Below are 24,462 nucleotides of genomic sequence, written 5' to 3' on the forward strand. Positions count from 1 at the left end.
TGAGCAAAATCCAAAAGGCAAATTATCTATGTGCTTTTAATCTCGGAAATACTTTTATTCACTTGCTTCATTCTCCATTCACCTTAAATGTGTAACCATTTAACGTAATTGGTTAAGGTTCACTTGCTGTATTGTTCAAATCATTTTATTGTTATCCGTCATAACCCAAAATAATAATCCGCACAGGAAGCATTAAATGCATATCAAGCAAAGCATCGCGCCTACGTTGTTGGCGCTTAGCGTATCACTCGCGCTATCTGGCTGTTTAGAGTCTGAGCAGCAAGACCCAAAAGTATCTATTAATAAAAACCCTTATCCGAGTACTTATCAACCTCTACCTAAGCAAACAACATTAATCAAAAATACCACGGTATTAATTGGTAATGGTGAGCGTTTTGATAATGCTGATGTATTGATGACTGATGGAAAAATATCTCAAGTCGGCAAAAACTTGTCCGCTGTGGGTGCTGTCGAAATTGATGGAACTGATAAGTGGGTTACGCCTGGTGTTATCGATGTGCATTCGCATTTAGGGGTTTATCCAAGCCCGTCGGCTGAGTCACATTCAGACGGTAATGAAATGAGTTCGCCCAATACCTCTGAAGTTTGGTCTGAACATAGTATTTGGCCACAAGATCCTGGTTTTAATGCTGCCCGCGCGGGTGGTGTTACTACAATGCAAATTTTACCTGGCTCTGCTAATTTATTCGGTGGCCGTGGTGTAACGCTTCGTAATGTATCAAGCCACACGATGCAAGGCATGAAATTTCCAGAAGCGCCTTATGGTTTAAAAATGGCTTGTGGTGAAAACCCTAAGCGTGTTTATGGTAGCCGTAAAATATTACCCTCAACTCGTATGGGCAACATGGCAGGTTACCGCATGGCTTGGGCAGAAGCGACTGAGTATAAACATGCCTGGGAAAAATACGACCGTGACTACGAAGCGGGGAAAAATCCTTTAGCGCCAGCACGAAATTTAGAGCTTGATACCCTTCGTGGCGTACTTGACGGTGAAATTTTAATTCACAATCACTGTTACAAAGCTGAAGAAATGGCGATGATGATTGATCTGGGAAAAGAGTTTAATTACCCGTCAGGGACTTTTCATCATGCGATTGAAGGTTACAAAATTGCTGACTTATTAGCTGAAAACGGAAACTGTGCAGCCATGTGGCCTGATTGGTGGGGTTTCAAAATGGAAGCTTACGACATGATCCACGAAAACGTTGCGGTTGTTAACGCGGTGAAAAACTCTTGTGCGATTGTTCACTCAGACTCAAACAGTACTATTCAGCGTTTAAACCAAGAAGCAGGTAAAGTCATGTACCGTGCTAACGAGAATGGTTTTGCCTTAAAACCAGCAGAAGCTATTCGTTGGATCACTTTAAATGCAGCTAAATCTTTAGGTATTGATGATAAAACCGGTAGTTTAGAAGCGGGTAAAAATGCGGATGTAGTGCTTTGGAATCAAAGTCCTTTCAGCGTTTATGCACAAGCTGAACAAGTATTTGTTGATGGTGCAAAAGTGTATGACCGTTTTGATGATAAATACCAAGCAACAAGTGACTTTATGTTAGGGCAAGCTGAAGTTCCGGCTTTACCTAAAAAGGGAGGGCAGTAATCATGAAAAAAATTAAGCTATTTAAAGCCTCGTTAGTCGCACTTGCTTTAGCAGCAATAAGCCATGCTAACGCAGAAAGTTTAGCAATAACCAATGCCACTATTCATACGGTTACTGAACAGGGTGTTTTAAAAAATGCCACGGTTGTTATTGATGACGGAAAAATTATTGCGATTAACCCTGAAAAAATTGATGCTGATGTAACCTTCGATGCGATGGGGAAAATATTGACACCGGGTTTAATTGGTTCAATGAATACATTAGGTTTGGTTGAGGTAAATGCGGTATCAAGAACACGTGATGCTAGTGATAAAAAAGCAGACATTACTTTTGATGCATCAATCGCCTTTAATCCCCGCTCAACGGTTGTGCCTTATACACGCAAAGGTGGTATCACCAGTAACGTTTCAGTGCCTAGCGGTGGCGATAGTATGTTCAAAGGGCAAACCTTTGTAACAGACCTCTCCGGCGAATTTGACAGTGTTTACCTTAAAGAAAATGCCGTCATTATAGATCTTGGTGCTAAAAGCAGTGGTTCACGCGCTCTAAACTTACAAAAACTACGCTATACGCTTGAAGACGCCCAAAAAGCCTTAACCAAAGCTGCTGAAGACGCTAAAACAGCGAAAAAAGACAAAAAGGCTGACGACAAGCAAAAAGAACCGAAAGAACTAAAGCGTGATGAAAAAATTATCAACGCCTTATTAGCCGGTGATAAACCGCTTGTAGCTTATGCCGACCGCGCCACAGACTTACTCGAATTACTGAAATTAAAAGCTGAGTTTAATCTTGATTTAGTGATTGCTGGCGGTGCTGATGCGATATTAATTACCGAGCAATTAGCTGCAGCGAAAGTACCGGTTATATTTGGCGCTTTAGATAACTTACCGAGTAGTTTTGATTCGCTGCATTCATCATTAGACAATACGGCGAAATTAACTCAAGCCGGTATCAATGTTGCTTTAGCGATAAACGACGCACATAACTTATATCAGCTTCGTTTCGAAGCAGGTAATGCAATTGCTAATGGTTTAACTAAAGACCAAGCACTTGCGGCTGTTACTGCCAATGTTGCCGATGCTTTTAACATTAATGCGGGTCGTATTGCCGTTGGTAAAAAAGCTGATTTAGTTTTATGGAGTGCTGACCCTTTCGAGCTTAGTACTAAAGTAGATAAAATGTGGATTAACGGCAAAGAAGTCTCAACACAGAGTCGTCAAGATGAGTTACGTAAGCGTTATACCACTGACAGTGATATGCCAAGAGGTTACACGAAGTAACCCTTATTGGCAGTTTGCTATTCGATAGCGAAAGGCATTAAACGATAATTCGTTTAATGCCTTTTTTTTGCGCTTTGTTATTTAGCACTTTTGCCGTGATGTTGAATTTATTTCTCTTGTCGTCATGCTGAATTTATTTCAGTATCTGGTCTTTGTGGTTGTAAGTACAGATCCTGAAACAAGTTCAGGATGACGGTGTTGGTATCTGGGAGTCGGAGAGTGGTATTAGGATGACGGTGTTGGTATCTGGGACTCAATAATTCTTTTGTATTTTTGCCGTCATGCTGAATTTATTTCAGTATCTGGTCTTTGTTATTGCAAGTACAGATCCTGAAACAAGTTCAGGATGACGGGGTTGGTATCAGGGAGTCGGAGAGTGGTATCAGGACGACGGTGATGGTATCTGGGAGTCGGTAATCGTGTAGCCTTTTTGTCGTCATGCTGAATTTATTTCAGTATCTGGTCTTTGTTGTTGTAAGTACAGATCCTGAAACAAGTTCAGGATGACGGAGGGTGGGTTGCTTATTATTCGTATTTTCTCACTCCTTGTCGTCATGCTGAATTTATTTCAGTATCTGGTCTTTGTGGTTATAAGTACAGATCCTGAAACAAGTTCAGGATGACGGAGATGGCATCAGGGAGTCGGACAATGGTATTAGGATGACGGGGTTGGTATCAGGGAGTCGGAGATTGTATCAGGATGACGGAGTAGTATTCAGGATAACAGTTATTTGTATTCAGGATGACGGTTATTTATTTTATCGTTATAATGATTTATTTATTACTTTTTAAATACCGCTTGGGGTTGTATGTCGTCAATTATTGCTGAAAATGAATTTGGTCAAATTAAGCAAGTTTCGCTTACCGATCAGATAAATGCACTAGAAATTATCCATAATACTTGTACCGCAAAAATAAGTTTATATGGTGGTCATGTTCTCGCTTGGCAACCGGCTAACCAAAAGCCAGTATTTTGGCTAAGTGATGACGTTATTTTTGAACAAGGAACGCCTATTAGAGGTGGGATCCCTTTATGTTGGCCATGGTTTGGTCCATATCAAGCACCTAGCGGTGAAAAAGCGAGTAATCATGGTTTTGCTCGTCAACGAAATTGGCAACTTGATGACGTGATCGTTGCTAAAGACAGGGTTACGGTAACTTTATCTTTGTCTGGAGAAAATGAGCATCAATTATGGCCTCATCAATACCAATTAAAGCAGCAGTTGATTTTTTCTGATCAATTTGAACAAAAATTATTTATCAGTAATTTATCATCCAAGGCGTTTGAATATTCAGCGGCATTACACAGTTACTTTGCCGTTAGTACACCAGAAAATATTACGGTAGCGCCGTTAGCTGAGTTTCCCTTTGATGACAAAGTTACGGGTAAAGAGCAGCAGCTTGCTGCTTTAGAAAATTGTCTGGGTGAAGTCGATCGTATTTATTACACTAATCAACAATGCTTAATCGAAGATAAACAATGGCAAAGAACGCTTACAGTATCGTCAACAAATTGTCAGCAGTGGGTTTTATGGAATCCCGGCGTTGAGGTTGCTCAGCGAATGAAGGATCTTCATGTTGGCGCTGAAAAGGAATTTGTTTGTTTAGAGGCAGCTAATACTGACAGGCTAGTTGTCCAAGCGAATGAGACCGTGATGATCGGGCAGAAAGTCACGCTAACATAAACACATCAAAAACAGCACTCAATTTAAGCCACTAGACTTTGTCGCTATTATCCTTTATCTTTTGATGATTAATTAACAGGTAATACCAGTTAGTATTACCTTTTATCATTTTGGTATCTGTGTGAATACAAGTCGTAGAGAATTCTTTAAAGTTAGTCTGCTTGGCAGTGCCATCTTGCTGGTTGGCAGTAGTTTGTCTACTATAGCACTGACTAGCCCAGCCACAAAAAAGTTACAACAATTTGATTTTCTTCAAGCATCTGATGCTGATTTTTTATTAGCGCTAGCCCCTGTTATGTTAAAAAGTAATTATCCTGGTGTATTAGCTGAAGACGCTGGATTGCGCTTATTAATGGCTGTTGACCAACAAATTATTACTTTAGGGGCTCACTCTCAAAAGCAATTACGGCAGCTGTTTGATTTAATGTCATCGGCGACATTTCGTTATCTTGTTGGTGCACCGACCAGTGATTGGACCGTAACCCCAGCGAAAGAAATTGAAAGCTTTCTACAAGGTTGGAAAAATAGCCTGTTTTCATTAAAACGTACTGGCTACGCTTCTCTAGGTAAGCTGATTATTATGAGTTGGTATGCTCAATCAGAAAATTATTTACAAGCGGGATACCCAGGCCCTCCTAAAATATATCCATCGCAGGAATAAAACGTGAAAATAGTCTCTGAAATTCGTGGTATTAGCGATCCGTACTCAGCAAATAAAGCGATCACTAAGCAAACGGTCAATGCTAATCAGCTAGATACCAATATTATTAGCGCTGATGTCATTATTATTGGCACTGGGGCGGGTGGTGGCACAAGTGCTGAAATACTTGCGCAGGCAGGGCTGAAGGTGTTGATGATAGAAGAAGGGCCATTAAAGTCGACCCGTGACTTTAAAATGGATGAGCGAACTGCCTATGCCGATTTGTATCAAGAAAATGCTGGGCGAGCTACAAAAGATGGTGGCATTGGAATCTTGCAAGGGCGCTGTGTTGGCGGAACTACCGTAATCAACTGGACCTCAAGCTTTAGAACACCGTCACCAACGCTAGATTATTGGCAAAAAACATTTCAGGTAAAAGGCTGTAGCACCAGCGATATGGTCCCTTGGTTTGAAAAAATGGAAAAGCGCTTAAATGTAACGCCATGGCAAGGTGGAGCGAATGAAAATAATGCGGTGCTAAAAGAAGGTTGTGAGCAACTCAATATTCCATGGAAAGTTATTCCGCGCAATGTCAAAGGCTGCTGGAACCTAGGTTACTGCGGTATGGGGTGTCCGACCAACGCAAAACAATCGATGCTAGTTACCACTATCCCAGATGCGCTTGAACATGGCGGCACATTACTTTATCAAGCTCGTGTCGAACGGTTAATTATTGAGAATAAAAAAATAACAGCCGTAGAATGTTTTGCGCTCGATAATAATAAGAAAAAGACAGCGAAGAAAATTATCGCCAAAGCACCTTATATTATTTTAGCAGCTGGTGCGATTAACGGCCCAGCACTGATGTTACGCTCTAAAGCGCCAGATCCGAATAATCGTATTGGTAAAAGAACCTTTTTACATCCAACTGTTTTTTCATTTGCTCAATTTGATAAAGAAATATCACCTTTTTATGGCGCGCCACAAACTATTTATAGTGATCATTATCAATGGCAAAATGGTGCTACCGGGCCGTTAAGTTATAAGTTAGAGGTACCGCCATTACACCCGGCTATGTCATCAATTATGTTAATGGGCCACGGCACTAAACATGTTGAGGATATGGCAAAGCTGAATAATACCCATGCAATGTTAGCCTTGTTACGTGATGGCTTTGACGTTGATAGTGAAGGCGCTGAAATAACGCTTTCTGATGACGGTAGCCCAGTTGTTGATTATCCGATGAATGATTATTTATTTGATGGGGTTAAACGCGCTTATTTATCTATGGCTGAAGTGCAGTTTGCTGCTGGTGCTAAAAGAGTTCGCCCCGCACATCAACACGGACAATGGTTTGAAAGCTTTGAGTCTTTTAAAGCCGGTTTTAATCAACTTGAGCATAAAGTCAGTAACAACTTAATTGGTAGCGCTCACGTTATGGGAGGCTTAGCGATGGGTGAAAACAAAGCGCTATGCTTAGTTGATAGCGATTGTAAGTACCATTATTTAGATAATTTATGGGTATTTGATGGTTCTGTTTTTCCTACCTCTATTGGTACTAACCCACAACTTTCTATTTATGGCTTAGTTTGTAAACAAGCGAACAAACTTGCTAAAAAATTGAATGAATCATAAAGGTTTTATTTTTGGCGTTAAGCAATAAAATAACTAAACTTACGATGAAAAATAGACCGAATTATAATTATTAGCACAATTTTCATCATGCTGAATTTATTTTTTTGTCGTTATGCTGAATTTATTTCAGTATCTGTGTTTTTGGTTCTAAGTACAGATACTGAAACAAGTTCAGGATGACGGTGTTGTGATTAGGATGACGTTGTTGTGTTCAAGATTACGGTGCTCGCTTTACCCTCTTCTCGTCATGCTGAATTTATTTCAGTATCTGGTTTTTGGCTCTAAGTACAGATCCTGAAACAAGTTCAGGATGACGGAGATGTGTTCAGGGTGATGGTGTTGTATTCAGGGGGGCGGTGTCGTGTTCAGGATTACGGTGCTCGCTTTACACTTTTATCGTCATGCTGAATTAATTTCAGTATCTGGTTTTGGTTGTAAGTACAGATCCTGAAACAAGTTCAGGATGACGGTGTTGTGTTCAGGATGACTGAGTAGCAATCAAGATTTTTGACTGTGCTATCTTGTGTTTACTTTTTTCAAAATAGCTATCTCATACACATGCTAAAGCAGTTGATTATTTGTTAATTAAACCCCCTTTATATATTTATGCACATATTTAGAATAAACCAAAGCTATGTGTATATTGTATATTATACTGACTTTTATCTCGCTAGCTCAGCAATATCAGAATACCATATTGTATACAATATGGTAAGTATACAGTTTTTTCTTAATAAAACGCTAAAAATACTGAATATTTACTCTAATCTAGATTGACACGAAATTATTTTTATGAAACTGCAATAATTAGTTTGCTTTTTAGGCATTGGAGTGATTATTCTAATAAAACTTTTTGTTTGAATGAGACTTTTCATGGAACACCTAAACCAATTATTTGTAGAAGCGGGCACGTTAATGTTTGCTGGCATGGTCTTCGTTTTTATCTTTTTGGGATTAATGATTGTTTTTATTAATGTCGTTTTAAAACGCCTCGCCATCAAATTTCCAGATGCCGTTGTCCAAACAAGATCTACCCGCTCAAATCAAAAAACAAAACAAAATGTTGATGGTGTTTCACCTAAAGTGGTGGCAGCAATTACTTCTGCTGTATCGCAATACCGCAAACAACATAATCAAAGCTCAAGCACCCATAAAACTAAATAGGAATAAACTCATGACAAAGCCATTAGGTATCACTGAAGTTGTTTTAAGAGATGGTCATCAATCATTGCTCGCCACTCGTTTACGCCTTGAGGATATGTTACCCATTGCGCCAAAACTTGATGAAATTGGTTTTTGGTCAATTGAGTCTTGGGGTGGTGCTACGTTTGACTCTTGTATTCGCTATTTAGGTGAAGATCCTTGGGAACGTTTACGCGCATTAAAAAAAGCGATGCCAAAAACTAAACAACAAATGTTATTTCGCGGTCAGAATATTTTAGGCTACCGTCATTATGCTGATGATGTGGTCGAGAAGTTTGTTGAACGTGCTCATGTTAACGGTATTGACGTGTTTCGCATTTTCGATGCAATGAATGATGTACGTAATTTACAAACAGCGATTAAATCAGCAGTAAAAGTTGGCGCTCATGCGCAAGGCACATTAAGCTATACCGAGAGTCCAGTGCATACTCTTGAAGGTTGGCTGACGATGGCTAAGCAAATTGAAGATATGGGCGCGCATTCTTTATGTATCAAAGACATGTCTGGTTTATTAAAACCTTACGACGCTGAAGAATTGATCGGTCGTCTGAAAGAAACGGTCTCTTTACCTATTGCTTTACATTGTCATGCGACCACAGGTTTAAGTATTGCTACTCACATGAAGGCTATTGATGCCGATGTAGATGTTATCGATACGTCTATCTCTTCAATGAGTATGACTTATGGTCATTCACCGACAGAAACGATTGTTTCGATTGTTGAAGGTACCAAACGAGATACCGGTTTAGACATGGTGAAGCTTGCTGAAGTTGCCACTTACTTTCGTGAAGTTCGTAAAAAGTATGCCAAATTTGAAGGTAGCTTAAAAGGTATCGATGCGCGTATTTTACTTGCACAAGTTCCTGGTGGCATGTTAACAAATATGGAAATGCAGTTAAGAGAACAAGGTGCTGCAGACAAGCTTGATGAAGTATTAATTGAAATTCCAAAAGTAAGAAAAGATTTAGGTTATATCCCATTAGTGACACCAACCTCGCAAATTGTTGGTACGCAAGCGGTATTAAATGTACTAACTGGTGAGCGTTATAAGTCAATCACAAAAGAAACAGCGGGTGTCTTAAAAGGTGAATATGGCGCAACTGCCGATAAAGTTAATGCCGAATTACAAGCGCGTGTTTTAGATGGCGCTGAAGCGATAACTTGTCGTCCCGCTGATTTAATTAAACCTGAACTTGATAATCTTACTGCAGAATTAGAAAAACTTGCTAAAGAGAAAAAGATTGATTTAGCCGATGAAGTGATTGATGACGTTTTAACGTATGCATTGTTTCCGCAAATAGGACTGAAATTTCTAGAAAATAGAAATAACCCGGATGCATTTGAACCTGTGCCTTCGATTGAAGATGCGGTAGCAGCCTCTGCACCCGCTAAAAGTTCAACCGCGCCAGAAAGTTATGCCGTCAGTGTAGATGGTCAGGTATTTGAGGTTGTTGTAGGTCCTGGAGGCGATATTAGCCAAATTACTCAGCCTAGTAGCAGTCAATCATCATTACAGGCATCAAAACCGTCATCATCAACTTCTGAAGCGTTAAATGCACCACTTGCTGGCAATATATTTAAAGTGTTAGTTAATGAAGGTGATGAAGTTGAAGCCGGTGAAGTTGTTATCATTATGGAAGCAATGAAAATGGAAACTGAAATTCGTGCAGTTAACTCAGGTACCGTTACTTCAGTGGATATTAAAGAAGGCGATTCTGTAACTGTTGGTCAAGCTTTATTGAGTTTAGGATAGATAATAATGGATTCGTTAAATAAACTTTGGTTGTCTACTGGCTTAGCTAACTTTGAGTCGGGTCAGGTGATCATGATGATAGTTGGCTGTTTGCTACTTTATCTTGCAATAGCACGTAACTTTGAACCGTTATTGTTATTACCTATGGGCTTTGGTGCGATATTAACCAATATACCATTAGCTGGATTTTCAGAAGTTGGTGGTTTATTACATTTCATCTACTATGCGGGTATTGATACGGGGATATTTCCGTTGATTATCTTTATGGGAGTGGGTGCAATGACTGACTTTGGCGCGTTAATCGCTAACCCTAAAACTTTATTACTTGGTGCTGCTGCCCAATTCGGTATCTTTGCCACCTTATTTGGTGCTATTGCCTTAAACACAATACCTGGTATTGAATTTACGCTTAAAGATGCATCAGCTATTGCTATTATTGGTGGTGCAGATGGTCCGACAGCGATATTTTTAGCATCAAAACTAGCGCCAGAATTATTAGGTGCTATTGCTGTTGCTGCTTATTCTTATATGGCTTTAGTGCCAATTATTCAGCCACCTATTATGCGCGCATTAACCACTGAAGATGAACGTAAAATTGAAATGGCGCAATTACGCCCAGTAGCGAAAATTGAAAAAATAGTGTTCCCGTTAGCTGTTCTCATGATGTCTATTTTCTTTTTACCATCAGCAACACCTTTAGTTGGCATGTTCTGTTTGGGTAACTTGATGCGAGAATGTGGTGTTGTTGACCGATTAAGCTCAACAGCGCAGAACGAGTTAATTAATATCACCACCATATTCTTAGGTTTAGGGGTCGGTTCTAAATTAAGTGCCGAAGCCTTTTTGAATATAGAAACCTTAGGTATTTTAGGTTTAGGTGCTGTTGCATTCTCAATTGGTACTGCTTCCGGGGTATTAATGGCTAAGTTAATGAATAAACTTTCATCAACACCTATTAATCCTCTCATTGGTGCTGCCGGTGTTTCAGCCGTACCTATGGCGGCACGTGTTGCTAATAAAGTGGGTTTAGAAGCTAATCCACACAACTTCTTATTAATGCATGCGATGGGGCCTAACGTTGCCGGTGTGCTTGGTTCAGCGGTTGCGGCAGGTATCTTACTGGCATTAGTAGGATAAGAATTGCGGTAGGCTTAGCGCGTTAACTAATAAAAACGGGAAGCTTTGCTTCTCGTTTTTTTTTCATTTTAGCTGCGCTAATACCTATGTACGACAACAAGTGTCATCTTTGCTAGCTTATCTGTCTATTACTCAATTATACCGTTATCAGGCAATTGGGCGTAAGGGGCTATTTTTTAAAGTAGTTACCAGTATTGTTAGACAGTAACGCATCTAATTGTTTTTTAGCTTTTCTCCTACTGCATTCTTTGCAACAGCAAGACTGGCTGCAATAACTTTAAACTTTTGATAATAAATTTTTTGTGGGCTTTCGGGGGAATTAAATTCTGTAGGAACTCTGGTGAAAAGATCATCTTGTAATTCTTTAATCGTCGACATCATAGCCACCCGTTCGAAAAGTATCACTTTAAGTCTCCCGCGTGCCATCATCATAATTAGTTGCGCTAAACTACTTACCTCAACAAACTTTTCTCTGGGGACTTGCGCTAATTCAGCGAAAAAATCGCATTGCCAATTAGCGTACTTATACTCCCTTCGGGCAAATTTTTGATGTCAAAGTTAGCGGGGGACGTTGAATAAAGATCAACGGTAGTGTCAAAGTGCCAAGATAACTCTTGTGCGTATTGGTAAAAGCTTTCTGTTTCACTATCTTTAGGCGTTAAACCTACCATGTCGATACGGTAACTGTTTAATTCTAGCTTCGCCCAAGCATAGGTCATTATTTGATAATTAAACATTAGTGTGGAACTTTCTTGCAGCCCATTAAGCATATCAATAACAAAACCACTGCCGTCTTCGTTTACTAAAGGAGGAAATGGCTCCAACCCAACTAAAATATTAGTAGGGTTGGCTAATGATTTAACGCTAAATAAAGAACATAAAACAGCAACACTGACAACTTTATATAACACTGATATGTTGTTTAAAATAGACATCTTATAAATTCAAGGGTTAACTATTAACGATAATTTTTTGCTATAAATACCGTTTGAATATTAAAAGATAGCCATTAAGGGTTTAATTTAAATTGACGCCATAGTACCTTTTTGTCCTCTTGATTTTGGTCTTGTTCAAAGCAAATACGGTCATGTAAACGATTAGCTCGACCTTGCCAAAATTCAAGGTAATGAGGCTTTATTCGCCAGCCACCCCAAAACTCGGGTAAGGGGACTTCTTGGCCGGCAAACTTTTCAGTGTAATAAGCTTCGCTTTGCTTTAATGCTTCTTTACTCGCCAGTGGTGAGCTTTGCTTTGACGCCCATGCGCCAATTTGGCTACCGCGGTCTCTGCTATGAAAATACTGTTCTGATTGTTCAGGTGTTACTTTTTCTACCCTACCTTCTATCCTGACTTGGCGTTGCAGAACATTCCAATGAAATAATAAGGCTATCTTATTGTTCTCATTTAAATCTTGGCTTTTTCGGCTGGCGTAATTAGTATAAAAAACGAAACCATCGTCATTAAACTCTTTTAACAACACCATACGTGAGCTAGGTTGGCCCTCTTGATCGCAGCTGCTGACAGACATCGCTTCAGGTAATAAAATGCCTGATTTTTTCGCGTCATCAAACCATTGACTAAACAATTCAATGGGTTTTGTTTGTTCAGAAATATCGGGCAGTGGTAAGGCAACACCTTGACCAAATGTTAATAAGCAGCGTAATTTTTCAAATAATGTCATAACGGTAAATTTAAATTATGTAGGGAGAATAGGTTCGTTAGATAGTAGCATGAATGTTTTATCTAACAATAAGAGATTATCGGCTTAATGCAATCAAAAGTTACAGCCGTGATGATTATATTTCCCAATCATCACTGAAGTCTAATGCTTCACGAAGGCGCTTCTTTTCTAGCAAATCATCGATACGTTTACGCACCTTGCTATTTTTATCTGCTTTTTTACCGGTGGCAAGATCTTTGTCGTAGTTATCAGACTCGTCATTTGCTTTATATTCATCTGCCATTATCGTGTTTTTCTCACGGTTAAGTATTTTTATTAATAAGGATTAATTTCAAGATAGGCAACAACTGAGAAAATTTCAATAAATTAGCTCAATTGCCTACTAAATAAATTAGCTCAATCGCCTACTATTAATGCCATTATTTTTTAGTAAATAACCGCAGATAAAAATAAACTATTTGAATTGCGGTAGCAGATTGATAAACTGCTTTCACTTTAGTTTTACTGAATTTAGCGCCTGCTTATGTCTAACCGTAATTTCGTCGAATGGCTTGAAGAAATGCAATGTCAGGCTTTGAGCAAATTTCAGCGACAACTGGTGTTACTGGTTGGTGATGCTTGCTGGGTGAAACAGTTACTGCAACTTAATGAACAAAACCAGAGTAAAGATGCTTGGCTGGTATTTAGTCACCACCCCGAAATTTCTGCCACGATCAACAACAAACACTTTGCTCAGCAACTTGGGAGTGAGCATAATCGAATATTATTTTCAGGTGTTGAAAATAGCGACTGTTCTGCGCTTAATAGTATCAATTTAGATGCTTTTGCCGCGCTCTCTGGCACCCTAGTCGCTGGTGGCGTTATGTGTTTATGGCTTGAAAAACCATTAATACAAGCGATTGAGCAAACAAAGCCAGCTTCACTTAAATATTTTTATCGACAGCTTCTCGACAATAAAGCCTTAATTACGATTACACAAAGTGACGAGCAAACGTTTCCGTTGTTAGATGATATCGCACCAGCAATATCGACAATCTCTAGTGATTTTTTATATCAATGTAAAACCAAAGAACAACAAATAGCCGTTGAACATATTATTAAGGTCAGCCGAGGTCATCGAAACCGTCCATTAGTGCTAACCGCTGATCGTGGTCGTGGAAAATCATCAGCGCTTGCTATTGCTTGTGTTGAGCTCATTGCAAATAACACCGCTATGGGCCATGAAAAAATTAATATTGTTATTACTGCACCCCATGTTCGTTCTTTATCGGTTTTTTACCGTCAACTTGCTTGTTCATTAGCGGCACTTGGCGAAAAATTTGACTATGCTAATACCAGCAAAACCGCTTTGGTTCACCCCTTGGGTTCGATAACCTTTGTTGCGGTCGACCAACTCATTCGCCGCAATGATTCATTGAATGTTTCACTATTACTGGTTGATGAAGCCGCCGCCATTCCGGTACCTTTATTAACAAGCTTAACTGCTCTTTTTTCTCGTGTTGTTTTTTCAAGTACGGTTCATGGTTATGAAGGAGCAGGGCGCGGCTTTACGGTAAAGTTTCAACATGCATTAACAAAGCAAGTGCCGCAGTGGCGAAGCTTTCATATGCATCAGCCTATTCGCTGGCGTCAAGACGATCCGCTAGAAGTCTTTGTTTTTGAAAGTTGTTTACTCAATGCCAAGTTAACAGAATTGCCGTTACTAACTCAGCCTGTAAGCGAAATTTCTTTGAATAAAGCAATCTTAAGCCAATCATCGACAGTGCAGTTGGCTAAAGAGTCGTTATCTTTTAGCCAAGTGTCATCAACCTTGTTGATTGAAGACACGGTGTTATTAAAGCAAGTTTTTGCTGTGCTGGTAACCGCTCATTATCAAACGTCACCAAACGATATTACGCTATTACTCGACAATAAAGCGCTACAATTATTTGTTGCCAAATTAGGTGATGATATTGTCGGTGTTGCCTTACTTCTTGAAGAAGGGTGTAATAAAGTAGGCGATATTCAAGCGATAGCAACAAATCAACGTCGACTAAAAAATCAGTTTATTCCCCAGTCTTTATTGACTCATTGTGGTTTTAGTGAAAGTTTTAGTTATCAATATCTAAGGGTTTTACGCATAGCTATTCATCCACAATATCAAGGATATGGTTTTGGCCGTTGTTTTATTAAAACGCTAGAAAATTTTGCAAAAAAGCAGCAAATTGATTTTATTGGCGCGAGTTTTGGTGCCAATGCGCAGTTACTTAAGTTTTGGCAAGATGCTGATTATCAAATTGCTCGAATAGGTTTCACTAAAGACCAAGCCAGTGGTGAGCATTCCGCGCTAGTGGTTTCTGCAATGAGCGACCGGGGGCAATTTTTTCAACGAAAGATTGCCAGTGAATTTTATAGTTCATTCGATTATTTACTCACCGATGAGTACAAAGGTTTATCGCCTAAGTTAGTGTGGCAAATATTACATCATTGCCCTGATAAAAGTTTACCACAGCTAAGCGCCCATCAGCTGAACAGTATTAGCGACTTTATTCAACAAAAACGGCAGTTTAGTCATTGCGTAAAAGCGTTACATTATTGGTGTCTTTTACACTGTAAAGAAAATTATCAAGCAAGTATACTCGTGTTAATCGAGCGTGTTTTACAGAAAAAGTCCGTTGATGAAGTATGTAAAAATCATCAATTAACCGGTAAAAAAATGCTAAATCAGGCCTTAATTGATTACATTGCGCAGGCTCAAGCGCACTAGCTATTCAATCGCCTAGGCGATCTGTTGTTGCCAAAATTTAAGCATAGTAAAATAATGACAAGGCTGACTGGCGAAAGCGGTGAAGTCGTCATGTTTAATAAGGCGAGTTAAATAATAGCTGATCACCTTTGCTAATTCATTACTGGGATGTTGTGCATAAGTTTTGGTTAATACGCTCAACCAATCTTCTATTTGATAAAGCTCACTTGAATAAGCAATAGCGCAATGAATACTGTCTTTATGAGAGCTCGCTGAATAAGTTAACGACATCTTGATTGCTCTCCCTGCAAGCTGCTTTGTAAGAGTGATTGCCACAATGTTTTACGCGCAGCATCATCTAAGCACCTGCACTCATTACCAGGCAAAGCGCCAGACAAGATTAACTTTTCTAATAATATGATGGGTAATTCAACTTTTGCCTTCTCAGTGTGTATTTGGTGATAATTGTCTTGGATATTTTTTCTATTGATAGAATATTGTTGCGCACCCATGATGAAACTCCTTTGCTTAGCCGATGACGTTAGATTTAATTTAATGTAATAGTTACCACAATGCAAATGATAATTGTTATCATTTGCATTGTGGTGATGTTTTATTATTTTTAGTGATGTGATTTTTACACATATCCCATTACAATAACGAGTAAGCATTAGGTATTATTAGGAAAGTTATGACACAGAGTCAGCAACGGGTTGGTCAAACAAAAAACGATGTTATTGAAGTTAATCATTTAGTTAAAAGTTATAAAGGTGTGCAAGCGGTTGATGATATTAGTTTCACCATTACTAAAGGGCATTGTTTTGGTTTGTTAGGGCCAAATGGTGCAGGAAAAACGACGACCATTGAAATAATGGAAGGGATAATTCCAGCGACCAGTGGTGAAGTGCTTTATTCAGGAAAAAGCATAGGTAAGGATATAAGTCAGCAAATAGGCATTCAATTTCAAAGTACTGCTTTGCAAGATTTTTTAACGGTACAAGAGACCTTAAATCTATTCACCGCATTTTATGACAACACTGTACCTCATCAGCAATTAATTGAGCTTTGTGGCTTAAAAGATTTTTTAGATAGAGATAATCGTTTGTTGTCGGGTGGACAGCGTCAACGGTTATTATTAGCACTGGCGTTAATTAATGACCCCGATATTATTTTTCTTGATGAGCCCACCACTGGGCTTGATCCACAAGCGAGACGTAATTTTTGGCAGTTAATAAAAAATATTAAAGCCCAAAATAAGACGGTTATTTTAACCACTCATTACATGGACGAAGCGGAACAACTTTGTGATGAAGTGGTTATTATGGACAATGGTAAAATTATTGAAAGTGGTACACCGAATAGATTACTTGCTAAGCATTTTCAAGAGGTCTTTATTTATTTACCTCAAGAGCAAGTACCTCAGCCATTAATTGAAAAACATCAGTGGACTATCGAACACGAGCGCGTCGAAATAACGACGCAACATGTGGAAGAAACTATTAGCTTGTTAATTGCTGAGAAAATTCCATTAGAAGGTTTACAAGTAAAGTCTCCTAATCTTGATGATCTTTTTCTAAAATTAACTGGCCATTCATTGAGAGAATAAAAGATATGAATTTTAAACGTTTTTTTGCGGTAGTCAAAGCCCGTAATATTGAATTTTTTCGCGATCGTTCATCATTAGGATGGAATTTGTTTTTCCCTATTCTCATGTTAGCAGGTTTATCTTTTGTTTTTGCTGGTGACGGAAAAGCTGTTTACAAAGTGGGGGTTATCGACAGTAAAACCGTTCAATCAAGTTTTATGGAAACACGTTACGTTGACTTTATCGACTATCAAGATAAGGCGTTAGCAACCGTAAAATTAGAACAGCATGCTATTGATTTTTTAGTCGACTTTAGCCAAAAAAGTTATTGGGTTAACCAAGGTTCGCCAAACAGTTACCTGGTTGAAAAAATCTTTTTAGGACAGCACAATAACTTTCAACGCCTAGAAACCTATGGTAAGAAAATTCGTTATGTCGATTGGGTGCTGCCTGGGATCCTTGGAATGAACATGATGTTCAGTTGCCTATTTGGTGTTGGTTACGTCATAGTACGTTATCGTAAAAATGCGGTATTAAAGCGTTTAAAAGCGACACCGCTTTCAGCGTTTGAATTTGTATCAGCACAATTAGTGTCACGCATTTTTATTGTGATGTTTATGTCGAGTGTTGTTTATATTGGCTGTAATTTCTTTTTTGATTTTTACATGCTGGGCAGCTATTTTGATCTATTTATTATCGCAGTTCTAGGCGCTATTAGCTTAATATCTTTAGGTTTGCTGGTTGCGAGCAGAAGTAAGAGTGAAGAGCTTATTGGCGGTTTACTTAATTTGACCTCATGGCCAATGATGTTGTTATCAGGTGTTTGGTTTAGTTTAGAAGGTGCGCCCAATGCGGTAAAAGTTTTTGCTGACTTTTTACCTTTAACTCATTTAGTGGCTGGAGCTAGAAAAGTGATCACTGAAGGTGCAACCTTAGCTGATATCAGTTATCACCTGACCGCACTTTTGATTATGAGTACTATCTTTTTAGCGTTAGGCTCTTACTTATTTAGTTGGAATACCGAGCGATAATAGCGGTTGCTGTTTTATGGTGAGACCTATTAATCATTATATTAGGTCTCGTTGTGCAACAAAATCTGGCCGTAACACGCCCCTTTATTTTTCTATGGCGTTTGCCTCTTTCAGCGGAGGTGGAGCAAACTTAACGGTTAATTATTAATCAGCGAGTGCTTTACCCACTAAGGTCGCTAAATGGTTAGGTAGTGTTAATGAAAGTGCTATTTCGTGGCCACGCGCTGACATTTTTCCCCAAGTTTTCTTTACTATCCTAATGATTTTAGCTTCGTTGTCTGCTTCGGTATATTTAGCGGCAAAAGCGTCAAAGTAATATTGTAAGAATACTAAGCAAGCGACATCCTCTAACGTTTGCGTGTTGGCATTTGTTTTGAGCTGTTCTTTTCTTAAAATACAAGCGGTCAATTCAGCCTCATGCTCAGAATAATCATTTTCTATCATTAATGACTTAGTGAGTTCAGCGTGGAACTTTCCTTGGGAAATTCGCCATTGATAATAGCCAGCTTTGCCTTCATCAAATTGGGTACGCTTTAAGTCCCAGCGTTTAATATGCTGTGCCCGCACAGCTATTTGTAATAATTCATTTGACTGAGGAAAATACTGCTCAAGACAAGAGGTCATGTATTGACCATAAAGTAATTCATTGGCTTGAGGATGCCCATTAACAAGTGTTTGATTGGGATCTTCACTATTTATTTTATCGATGGCACAAAGTACGGCGGTTAAACGAGATGAAGTCATAAAGGGTATCCAAAGCCTAGGGCGAATTAAAACAATATGTTAGCTTTTTATCGATAAAATAAACACAGTGATTAAACATTTTTGTCAAAATAACAGAAATTGATCGGTTGATCATATTGTCGTGGTAGCTAGTTTTAAGTATAATGTTTTCCCGTCCTGCTAGGTTGGTGCGTTTTTCAAGATCATGACTAAACTTACCTCATTATTCGCTCATTAATTCGCGTAATAAGCCAGCAAAACAACTTAAGTAAAACACACAAAATTCCTGCTCACTCTGACTTTTGGTATCACATGACAACTAGATATATTTTTGTAACCGGCGGCGTTGTATCGTCTCTTGGTAAAGGTATTGCCGCGGCTTCTCTTGCTGCAATTCTTGAAGCACGCGGCTTAAAAGTCACAATGTTAAAACTTGACCCTTATATTAATGTTGACCCGGGTACGATGAGTCCTATTCAACATGGTGAAGTGTTTGTTACCGAAGACGGCGCGGAAACTGATTTGGATTTAGGGCATTATGAACGATTTATTCGTACCAAAATGACCAAGCTTAATAACTTCACCACCGGCAGAATATATCAAGATATTCTTGCACGTGAGCGCAAAGGTGAGTTTTTAGGTGCCACTATTCAAGTTATTCCTCATATTACTAACGACATAAAGCGTCGCGTTATCGAGGGTGCTGAAGGTTATGACGTTGCTATGGTTGAGATTGGCGGCACGGTTGGTGATATTGAATCACAACCTTTCTTAGAAGCTATCCGCCAGTTAGGTACAGAATTAGGACGTGAGCGTGCGATGTATATGCACCTAACGTTAGTGCCTTATATTAAAACAGCCGGCGAAATTAAAACAAAACCAACTCAACATTCAGTGAAAGAGCTACGCTCAATCGGTATCGTCCCTGATATTTTAGTGTGTCGAAGTGAACGCACTGTACCTGCTAATGAGCGAGCAAAAATATCTTTGTTTACCAATGTTGCTGAAAAAGCGGTTTTATCAATGCGTGACGTTGATAGTATCTATAAAATTCCGGCGTTACTTAAAGCCCAAGGTATTGATGAATTAGTGGTTAAACGTTTTGGTCTTGATGTACCCGTTGCCGATTTAAGTGAATGGGAAAAAGTACTCTATCAAGAAGCTAACCCTTTTGGTGAAGTTACCATAGGCATGGTAGGTAAATATATTGAATTACCAGACGCGTATAAATCTGTTAACGAAGCATTAAAACATGCCGGCTTGAAAAACCAAGTAACGGTAAACATTAAATACATTGACTCACAAGATCTTGAGAGCAAAGGAACCGATGTTTTAGGAACCGTTGACGCGATACTAGTGCCAGGTGGTTTTGGTATTCGTGGCGTTGAAGGAAAAATTTTAGCGGCGAAATATGCTCGTGAAAACAAAGTGCCTTATTTAGGTATTTGTTTAGGTATGCAAGTGGCGCTTATTGATTATGCCCGCAATGTTGCTGGTCTTACTGACGCTCATAGCACCGAATTTAACCCTGAAACCCCACATCCAGTGGTAGGTTTAATTAATGAATGGTTAGATGAAGAAGGCCAAGTTGAATACCGTCATGAAAATTCAGACTTAGGCGGCACGATGCGTTTAGGTTCACAATTGTGCCACATTGTGAAAGGTACCAAGGCATATGACGTATATGGCAGTGAAACAATTTATGAGAGACACCGTCATCGTTATGAGGTAAATAATAACTACCGTGAGCAAATTAGCAAAGCTGGTTTGGTGTTCTCGGGGTTATCTACGGATAAAACATTAGTTGAGATGATTGAAATACCGGATCATCCTTGGTTTATTGCTGGGCAGTTTCATCCTGAGTTTAATTCAACTCCACGTGATGGACACCCATTGTTTGAAAGCTTTATTGCTGCTTCATTTGAGCATCAAAAACAGCAATCAAGTTAAACCTGAAAATTAATAAAACCGTAGCATAGTGCTGCGGTTTTGCTTTCTGGCATAATTATTTATGGCAAAATGTTTTATCAGTAAAATGTAAACTAAAACTATTACCAACTTAATAGCGGTTCATTCGCTTAGTGCACTCAATTTAAAGGAATTATAATGTCGAATATCAGTAAAATTATCGCCCGTGAAATTATGGACTCTCGTGGTAACCCAACCGTTGAAGCTGACGTTTTTTTAGCATCGGGTGCTTGGGGCCGTGCTGCTGCACCCTCTGGCGCATCAACCGGTTCACGTGAAGCGTTAGAGTTACGTGATGGCGATAAGTCTCGTTATTTAGGTAAAGGCGTATTAAAAGCGGTTGCGGCGATAAACAATGACATTCAAGCGGCATTGATCGGACAAAGTGCTTTAGAACAAGCCACTATTGATCAAATCATGATCGACTTAGACGGTACCGAAAATAAAGAAAAATTTGGTGCCAATGCTATTTTAGCGGTTTCATTAGCAAATGCAAAAGCAGCCGCAATGGAAAAGAAAGTACAATTGTTTGAACATATTGCTGATTTAAACGGAACTCCAGGTCAATACTCATTACCTTTACCTATGATGAATATCATCAATGGCGGTGAACATGCAGACAATAATGTTGATATTCAAGAATTCATGATCCAACCGGTAAGTGCTAAAAGTTTCAGTGAAGCATTACGTATGGGCGCTGAAATATTTCATGCCTTGAAAAAAGTATTATCTGCAAAAGGTTTAAATACTGCAGTTGGTGATGAAGGTGGTTTTGCACCAGATTTAGCCTCGAATGCTGACGCTTTAGCCGTTATTAAGGAAGCCGTTTCTGCTGCCGGTTATGAATTAGGTAAAGACATTACGTTAGCGATGGATTGTGCTGCTTCAGAATTTTATGATAGCGAGAAAGGCATTTACGATCTGAAAGGCGAAGGTAAGCAATTTACAGCTAACGAATTCTCTGATTTCTTAGCAACGCTATGCGAAGAATACCCTATCGTTTCTATTGAAGACGGTTTGGACGAGTCTGATTGGGATGGTTTTGCTTACCAAACAAAATTATTGGGCGATAAAATACAAATTGTTGGTGATGATTTATTTGTAACGAATACTAAAATCTTAGCTCGTGGTATTGAACAAGGTATTGGCAACTCAATTTTAATTAAGTTTAACCAGATTGGTACCTTAACTGAAACATTAGCAGCGATTAAAATGGCGAAAGATGCTGGCTTTACTGCTGTTATTTCTCATCGTTCAGGCGAAACTGAAGATGCAACGATTGCTGATTTAGCGGTAGGTACAGCGGCAGGCCAAATTAAAACCGGTTCACTTTGTCGTTCAGACCGTGTTTCTAAGTATAACCAATTGCTACGTATTGAAGAGTACCTTGGTGATAAAGCTATATTCAACGGCCTGTCAGAAGTTAAAGGCCAATAACGATTAACTATGTTTATTTCTTCCTACCACGTTATTAGAAGTACTCATTGACTATCGTCAACTCCGTGCGTCTGCCTAGTGGTAGTTTGAACTAACTCACATTTTAATTCGTTATTTTTGTTATAAATATAGTCATAAAAAGCCACTCATTTGAGTGGCTTTTTATTTTTAGGGATAACTGATTTAGGCAAGTGGTTACTTTAATAACATAGCTAAAGCATGTTTATTTCTTCCTACTTCGTTGTTAGAAGTACTTATTGACTATCGTCAATTTCGTGCGACGTCTTCGCTCTAAAAGCAATTAGCAGCTAAACTAATAATTATTCGTTATATTTTATGATTATGCGTAAGGGTGAGATTAGCCTTACTTACAGTCGTTTATTTTTAAAAGGCTCTCATAACATTTAATTATGTAAAAAGGCACGTTTTCGATCATAATATCAGAGATTCAGTCAGCAATATTTAAAATCACTTATGCGCTTTATAGACATTAGTTATAAATTATTAGTCATAGGTTATCTAATTAATCACTAACCAAATTTATTGGCATGTTATTTAAATATATGGCGAAGCCTCGTTTATCCCAAATTAATTGGTATTAAATTGTTTTTATTACCTTTAATTTACATGGAATACATGTATGACGAACCATGTCTGGGCTCAGATATATCATGGTTCGTTATGCAAAGTTATATACGATGTTGAATACAACAAAAATTGCTGATAACTTATAAGATATATTATAAAAAAATGTGGTGCGTAAAAGATTGTCGTTGAAATTTTCGACGGTTTAATCTGAAATGCGTATTAATAGGCTGTTATAGCTTCAAAAATAGAAAGAGGAATTGTTCATCAACGAAAAATACAACCTTAGCTCCACTCGTCGAAATCCTTGGATTTATATTAGTGTCATCGTATTGATATTTATATTTATAGGATTTGCAGTAACGTTGATGCCTAAAGCTTTTAAGATGACTCACGAGCAAATAGGCACCGGCTTGCCGGCTCTAGTGTTTATTTACGATCCAAACCTTGTAGTTAGCATAAGCCAGACTGAACAGATGAATAAAGCTCGTGATCAGCTTGGTGTCCAAGTTCTCTTTCTTATCGCCAAAATTAGGACCCCAGAGGGAGACCAGTTTATCGCTGAATATCAAGCTAGCCCTGCGGAGCTTTTACTCTTTGATCCATCAGGGAGACTGATTAAAAGGCAGTTCGCTTTGAGAAATTCTAGCGAACTAACAGAGTGGATAACGGTAGATGAGCTTTAATTTTGGCATGCTAGTTTCGAACATTATCCGCAGCTACAATTTTCCTCGAAAAAAAACCACTCAATAAGTGGTTTTTTTATGCATTGAATTTATGGTGGAAAGTCAGACTTATTCAACTGTTATACTAAGCTTGTGAGATTAAATGAACATCGCGTTGTGGGAACGGGATCTCGATATTGTTTTCTTTCAGGGCTAAGTAAATTGCTTTGTAGGCTTTAAATTTAGCATCATAATAATTAGCCGTGGGCGTCCATAAGCGTATCGAAATATTGATAGAGCTGTCAGCAAATTCGCTAATACCAATTTGTGGTTCGCGCGATTCACCAACGATATTGAGTTCCTCTATCGTTCTTTCTAAAATAGTAACCACTTGTAATGGATCTTCTTTATAAGCGATACCCACTGTTAACTCTAATAATGAGTCATGTTTGGAGTTGTGTAATATCTCGCCAACAATATGTTTGTTCGGTATGGTAATCGCAACACCGTCTTGGTCATGAATTATGGTATAAGCCAGGAGAACTTCTTTGACTATGCCGGTAACACCGCGCACAGTTATGGTATCGCCAACCACGAAGGGGCGAATAATAATAATATTAAAACCAGCTGCATAGTTAGCTAATAAACCTTGTAAGGCTAAGCCTGCACCAAGAGAAATGGCACCAATGGCAGCTATAAATGGCGTAACACTAATGCCTAATTTACTTAACGAGATAACGGTTATCATAATAACGATAAGCATTTTGGTGGTACTGGCCAAAAACTGACTTAAGGTGATATCAAGTTTATGTTTTGTACATAGTCTCAATACAACATTGGATATTTTGCCTGCGACGATATAACCGAGCGCGAAAATGATGAAGGCGCCAATCAATTGGAAGGTATAATTAGCAAAAAAATTAACAATGATATTATAAATATAACTGACCTGATCTATTTCTTGTCGTAATAAATCGGTTGGCGCTAGAGAGATAGTTTTTTCTACTACTGGGCTTTTACTTGCTACTTTTTCAAACATATATTTTCCATGAGTTTTCGGTGTTAGGTTATGTGGAGTTCAATTAACAGCATAGCGCTATTGGTTAAT

General features: G+C 38.7%; 22 protein-coding genes. 14 read left to right on the forward strand and 8 right to left on the reverse strand.

Annotation, left to right across the window (positions count from 1 at the left end; translation table 11 throughout):
* Positions 1 to 196: 196 nt before the first annotated feature.
* The 8 genes from H4J67_RS02145 (at position 197) to H4J67_RS02180 (ending at position 10,954) form a co-directional block, all read left to right on the forward strand.
* A complete protein-coding gene (locus H4J67_RS02145) occupies positions 197 to 1,621 on the forward strand; it encodes an amidohydrolase (RefSeq protein ID WP_182202751.1) in 1,425 nt (474 codons plus the stop codon).
* 11 nt (positions 1,622 to 1,632) lie between these two features.
* A complete protein-coding gene (locus tag H4J67_RS02150) occupies positions 1,633 to 2,901 on the forward strand; it encodes an amidohydrolase family protein (RefSeq protein WP_182176513.1) in 1,269 nt (422 codons plus the stop codon).
* 809 nt (positions 2,902 to 3,710) lie between these two features.
* Positions 3,711 to 4,586, forward strand: coding sequence for a D-hexose-6-phosphate mutarotase (locus H4J67_RS02155; RefSeq protein ID WP_182202752.1), 876 nt, complete (start codon positions 3,711 to 3,713; stop codon positions 4,584 to 4,586).
* Positions 4,587 to 4,707: 121 nt separating this feature from the next.
* The gene (locus tag H4J67_RS02160; protein WP_182176060.1) at positions 4,708 to 5,247 is read left to right on the forward strand and encodes a hypothetical protein; all 540 of its coding nucleotides are present in this window, start codon (positions 4,708 to 4,710) and stop codon (positions 5,245 to 5,247) included.
* Between the two features lie 3 nt (positions 5,248 to 5,250).
* Positions 5,251 to 6,861, forward strand: coding sequence for a GMC family oxidoreductase (locus H4J67_RS02165; protein WP_310650674.1), 1,611 nt, complete (start codon positions 5,251 to 5,253; stop codon positions 6,859 to 6,861).
* A gap of 873 nt (positions 6,862 to 7,734) precedes the next feature.
* Positions 7,735 to 8,025 (forward strand): OadG family protein, encoded by a 291-nt coding sequence (locus H4J67_RS02170; RefSeq protein ID WP_182176059.1) that lies wholly within the window; start codon positions 7,735 to 7,737, stop codon positions 8,023 to 8,025.
* Between the two features lie 10 nt (positions 8,026 to 8,035).
* The gene (oadA, locus tag H4J67_RS02175; RefSeq protein WP_182202754.1) at positions 8,036 to 9,817 is read left to right on the forward strand and encodes a sodium-extruding oxaloacetate decarboxylase subunit alpha; all 1,782 of its coding nucleotides are present in this window, start codon (positions 8,036 to 8,038) and stop codon (positions 9,815 to 9,817) included.
* Between the two features lie 6 nt (positions 9,818 to 9,823).
* Positions 9,824 to 10,954, forward strand: a complete 1,131-nt coding sequence (locus H4J67_RS02180; protein ID WP_182176057.1) for a sodium ion-translocating decarboxylase subunit beta — start codon at positions 9,824 to 9,826, stop codon at positions 10,952 to 10,954.
* 213 nt (positions 10,955 to 11,167) lie between these two features.
* On the opposite strand, the gene H4J67_RS02185 is transcribed toward H4J67_RS02180, so the two are convergent.
* The 4 genes from H4J67_RS02185 to H4J67_RS02200 form a co-directional block, all read right to left on the reverse strand.
* Entirely contained in the window at positions 11,168 to 11,359 is a 192-nt protein-coding gene (locus tag H4J67_RS02185; RefSeq protein WP_182176056.1) for a hypothetical protein, read from the reverse strand.
* A gap of 80 nt (positions 11,360 to 11,439) precedes the next feature.
* On the reverse strand, positions 11,440 to 11,889 hold the full coding sequence (locus H4J67_RS02190) for a hypothetical protein (protein ID WP_182176055.1): 450 nt from the start codon (positions 11,887 to 11,889) through the stop codon (positions 11,440 to 11,442).
* A 74-nt stretch (positions 11,890 to 11,963) separates the two neighbouring features.
* On the reverse strand, positions 11,964 to 12,635 hold the full coding sequence (gene pdxH, locus H4J67_RS02195; protein ID WP_182176054.1) for a pyridoxamine 5'-phosphate oxidase: 672 nt from the start codon (positions 12,633 to 12,635) through the stop codon (positions 11,964 to 11,966).
* 115 nt (positions 12,636 to 12,750) lie between these two features.
* Positions 12,751 to 12,918, reverse strand: a complete 168-nt coding sequence (locus H4J67_RS02200; protein ID WP_157470838.1) for a PA3496 family putative envelope integrity protein — start codon at positions 12,916 to 12,918, stop codon at positions 12,751 to 12,753.
* A gap of 240 nt (positions 12,919 to 13,158) precedes the next feature.
* On the opposite strand from H4J67_RS02200, the gene H4J67_RS02205 reads away from it, so the two are divergent.
* Positions 13,159 to 15,381 carry a GNAT family N-acetyltransferase gene (locus H4J67_RS02205; protein ID WP_182202756.1) on the forward strand — a complete coding sequence of 741 codons (2,223 nt, stop codon included), beginning with the start codon at positions 13,159 to 13,161 and terminating at the stop codon, positions 15,379 to 15,381.
* Between the two features lie 12 nt (positions 15,382 to 15,393).
* On the opposite strand, the gene H4J67_RS02210 is transcribed toward H4J67_RS02205, so the two are convergent.
* Together H4J67_RS02210 and H4J67_RS02215 are read right to left on the reverse strand one after the other, a co-directional pair.
* A complete protein-coding gene (locus tag H4J67_RS02210) occupies positions 15,394 to 15,651 on the reverse strand; it encodes a hypothetical protein (protein WP_070374530.1) in 258 nt (85 codons plus the stop codon).
* A complete protein-coding gene (locus H4J67_RS02215; protein ID WP_182176051.1) occupies positions 15,642 to 15,872 on the reverse strand; it encodes a hypothetical protein in 231 nt (76 codons plus the stop codon). Before H4J67_RS02215 ends, H4J67_RS02210 begins: the two co-directional genes overlap by 10 nt.
* Positions 15,873 to 16,051: 179 nt before the next feature.
* Between H4J67_RS02215 and H4J67_RS02220 the strand changes: the two genes are divergently transcribed.
* Positions 16,052 to 16,966: an ABC transporter ATP-binding protein gene (locus H4J67_RS02220; RefSeq protein WP_182176050.1), complete on the forward strand. Its 915-nt coding sequence runs from the start codon at positions 16,052 to 16,054 to the stop codon at positions 16,964 to 16,966.
* A 5-nt stretch (positions 16,967 to 16,971) separates the two neighbouring features.
* Entirely contained in the window at positions 16,972 to 17,976 is a 1,005-nt protein-coding gene (locus H4J67_RS02225) for an ABC transporter permease (protein WP_182176049.1), read from the forward strand.
* A gap of 144 nt (positions 17,977 to 18,120) precedes the next feature.
* Here the strand turns inward: H4J67_RS02225 and H4J67_RS02230 are convergent, their stop codons facing one another.
* Positions 18,121 to 18,720, reverse strand: coding sequence for a DUF4202 domain-containing protein (locus H4J67_RS02230; protein ID WP_182202758.1), 600 nt, complete (start codon positions 18,718 to 18,720; stop codon positions 18,121 to 18,123).
* A gap of 291 nt (positions 18,721 to 19,011) precedes the next feature.
* Here H4J67_RS02230 and H4J67_RS02235 point away from each other — a divergent pair, with 291 nt between their 5' ends.
* The 3 genes from H4J67_RS02235 (at position 19,012) to H4J67_RS02245 (ending at position 23,375) form a co-directional block, all read left to right on the forward strand.
* Positions 19,012 to 20,649 (forward strand): CTP synthase, encoded by a 1,638-nt coding sequence (locus tag H4J67_RS02235; RefSeq protein WP_182176047.1) that lies wholly within the window; start codon positions 19,012 to 19,014, stop codon positions 20,647 to 20,649.
* Between the two features lie 156 nt (positions 20,650 to 20,805).
* Entirely contained in the window at positions 20,806 to 22,104 is a 1,299-nt protein-coding gene (gene eno, locus H4J67_RS02240) for a phosphopyruvate hydratase (RefSeq protein ID WP_182176046.1), read from the forward strand.
* Between the two features lie 845 nt (positions 22,105 to 22,949).
* Positions 22,950 to 23,375, forward strand: a complete 426-nt coding sequence (locus tag H4J67_RS02245) for a hypothetical protein (RefSeq protein WP_220463331.1) — start codon at positions 22,950 to 22,952, stop codon at positions 23,373 to 23,375.
* Positions 23,376 to 23,499: 124 nt separating this feature from the next.
* Here H4J67_RS02245 and H4J67_RS02250 read toward each other — a convergent pair whose 3' ends face one another.
* Positions 23,500 to 24,393, reverse strand: coding sequence for a mechanosensitive ion channel family protein (locus H4J67_RS02250; RefSeq protein WP_182176045.1), 894 nt, complete (start codon positions 24,391 to 24,393; stop codon positions 23,500 to 23,502).
* Between the last annotated feature and the right edge of the window lie 69 nt (positions 24,394 to 24,462).

Origin of the sequence: Colwellia sp. BRX10-4 (genome assembly GCF_014077465.1) — a bacterium.
In the GTDB taxonomy this organism is placed as follows: Bacteria; Pseudomonadota; Gammaproteobacteria; order Enterobacterales; family Alteromonadaceae; genus Colwellia_A.

Bases quoted from the DNA above. Each gene is read 5' to 3' on its own strand.
- H4J67_RS02180 (WP_182176057.1), top strand. From the start codon at position 9,824: ATGGATTCGTTAAATAAACTTTGGTTGTCTACTGGCTTAGCTAACTTT.
- H4J67_RS02230 (WP_182202758.1), bottom strand. From the start codon at position 18,720: ATGACTTCATCTCGTTTAACCGCCGTACTTTGTGCCATCGATAAAATA.
- H4J67_RS02205 (WP_182202756.1), top strand. From the start codon at position 13,159: ATGTCTAACCGTAATTTCGTCGAATGGCTTGAAGAAATGCAATGTCAG.
- eno (WP_182176046.1), top strand. From the start codon at position 20,806: ATGTCGAATATCAGTAAAATTATCGCCCGTGAAATTATGGACTCTCGT.
- H4J67_RS02215 (WP_182176051.1), bottom strand. From the start codon at position 15,872: ATGGGTGCGCAACAATATTCTATCAATAGAAAAAATATCCAAGACAAT.
- H4J67_RS02235 (WP_182176047.1), top strand. From the start codon at position 19,012: ATGACAACTAGATATATTTTTGTAACCGGCGGCGTTGTATCGTCTCTT.
- H4J67_RS02190 (WP_182176055.1), bottom strand. From the start codon at position 11,889: ATGTCTATTTTAAACAACATATCAGTGTTATATAAAGTTGTCAGTGTT.
- H4J67_RS02170 (WP_182176059.1), top strand. From the start codon at position 7,735: ATGGAACACCTAAACCAATTATTTGTAGAAGCGGGCACGTTAATGTTT.
- H4J67_RS02250 (WP_182176045.1), bottom strand. From the start codon at position 24,393: ATGTTTGAAAAAGTAGCAAGTAAAAGCCCAGTAGTAGAAAAAACTATC.
- oadA (WP_182202754.1), top strand. From the start codon at position 8,036: ATGACAAAGCCATTAGGTATCACTGAAGTTGTTTTAAGAGATGGTCAT.
- H4J67_RS02145 (WP_182202751.1), top strand. From the start codon at position 197: ATGCATATCAAGCAAAGCATCGCGCCTACGTTGTTGGCGCTTAGCGTA.
- H4J67_RS02200 (WP_157470838.1), bottom strand. From the start codon at position 12,918: ATGGCAGATGAATATAAAGCAAATGACGAGTCTGATAACTACGACAAA.
- H4J67_RS02225 (WP_182176049.1), top strand. From the start codon at position 16,972: ATGAATTTTAAACGTTTTTTTGCGGTAGTCAAAGCCCGTAATATTGAA.
- pdxH (WP_182176054.1), bottom strand. From the start codon at position 12,635: ATGACATTATTTGAAAAATTACGCTGCTTATTAACATTTGGTCAAGGT.
- H4J67_RS02210 (WP_070374530.1), bottom strand. From the start codon at position 15,651: ATGTCGTTAACTTATTCAGCGAGCTCTCATAAAGACAGTATTCATTGC.
- H4J67_RS02220 (WP_182176050.1), top strand. From the start codon at position 16,052: ATGACACAGAGTCAGCAACGGGTTGGTCAAACAAAAAACGATGTTATT.
- H4J67_RS02155 (WP_182202752.1), top strand. From the start codon at position 3,711: ATGTCGTCAATTATTGCTGAAAATGAATTTGGTCAAATTAAGCAAGTT.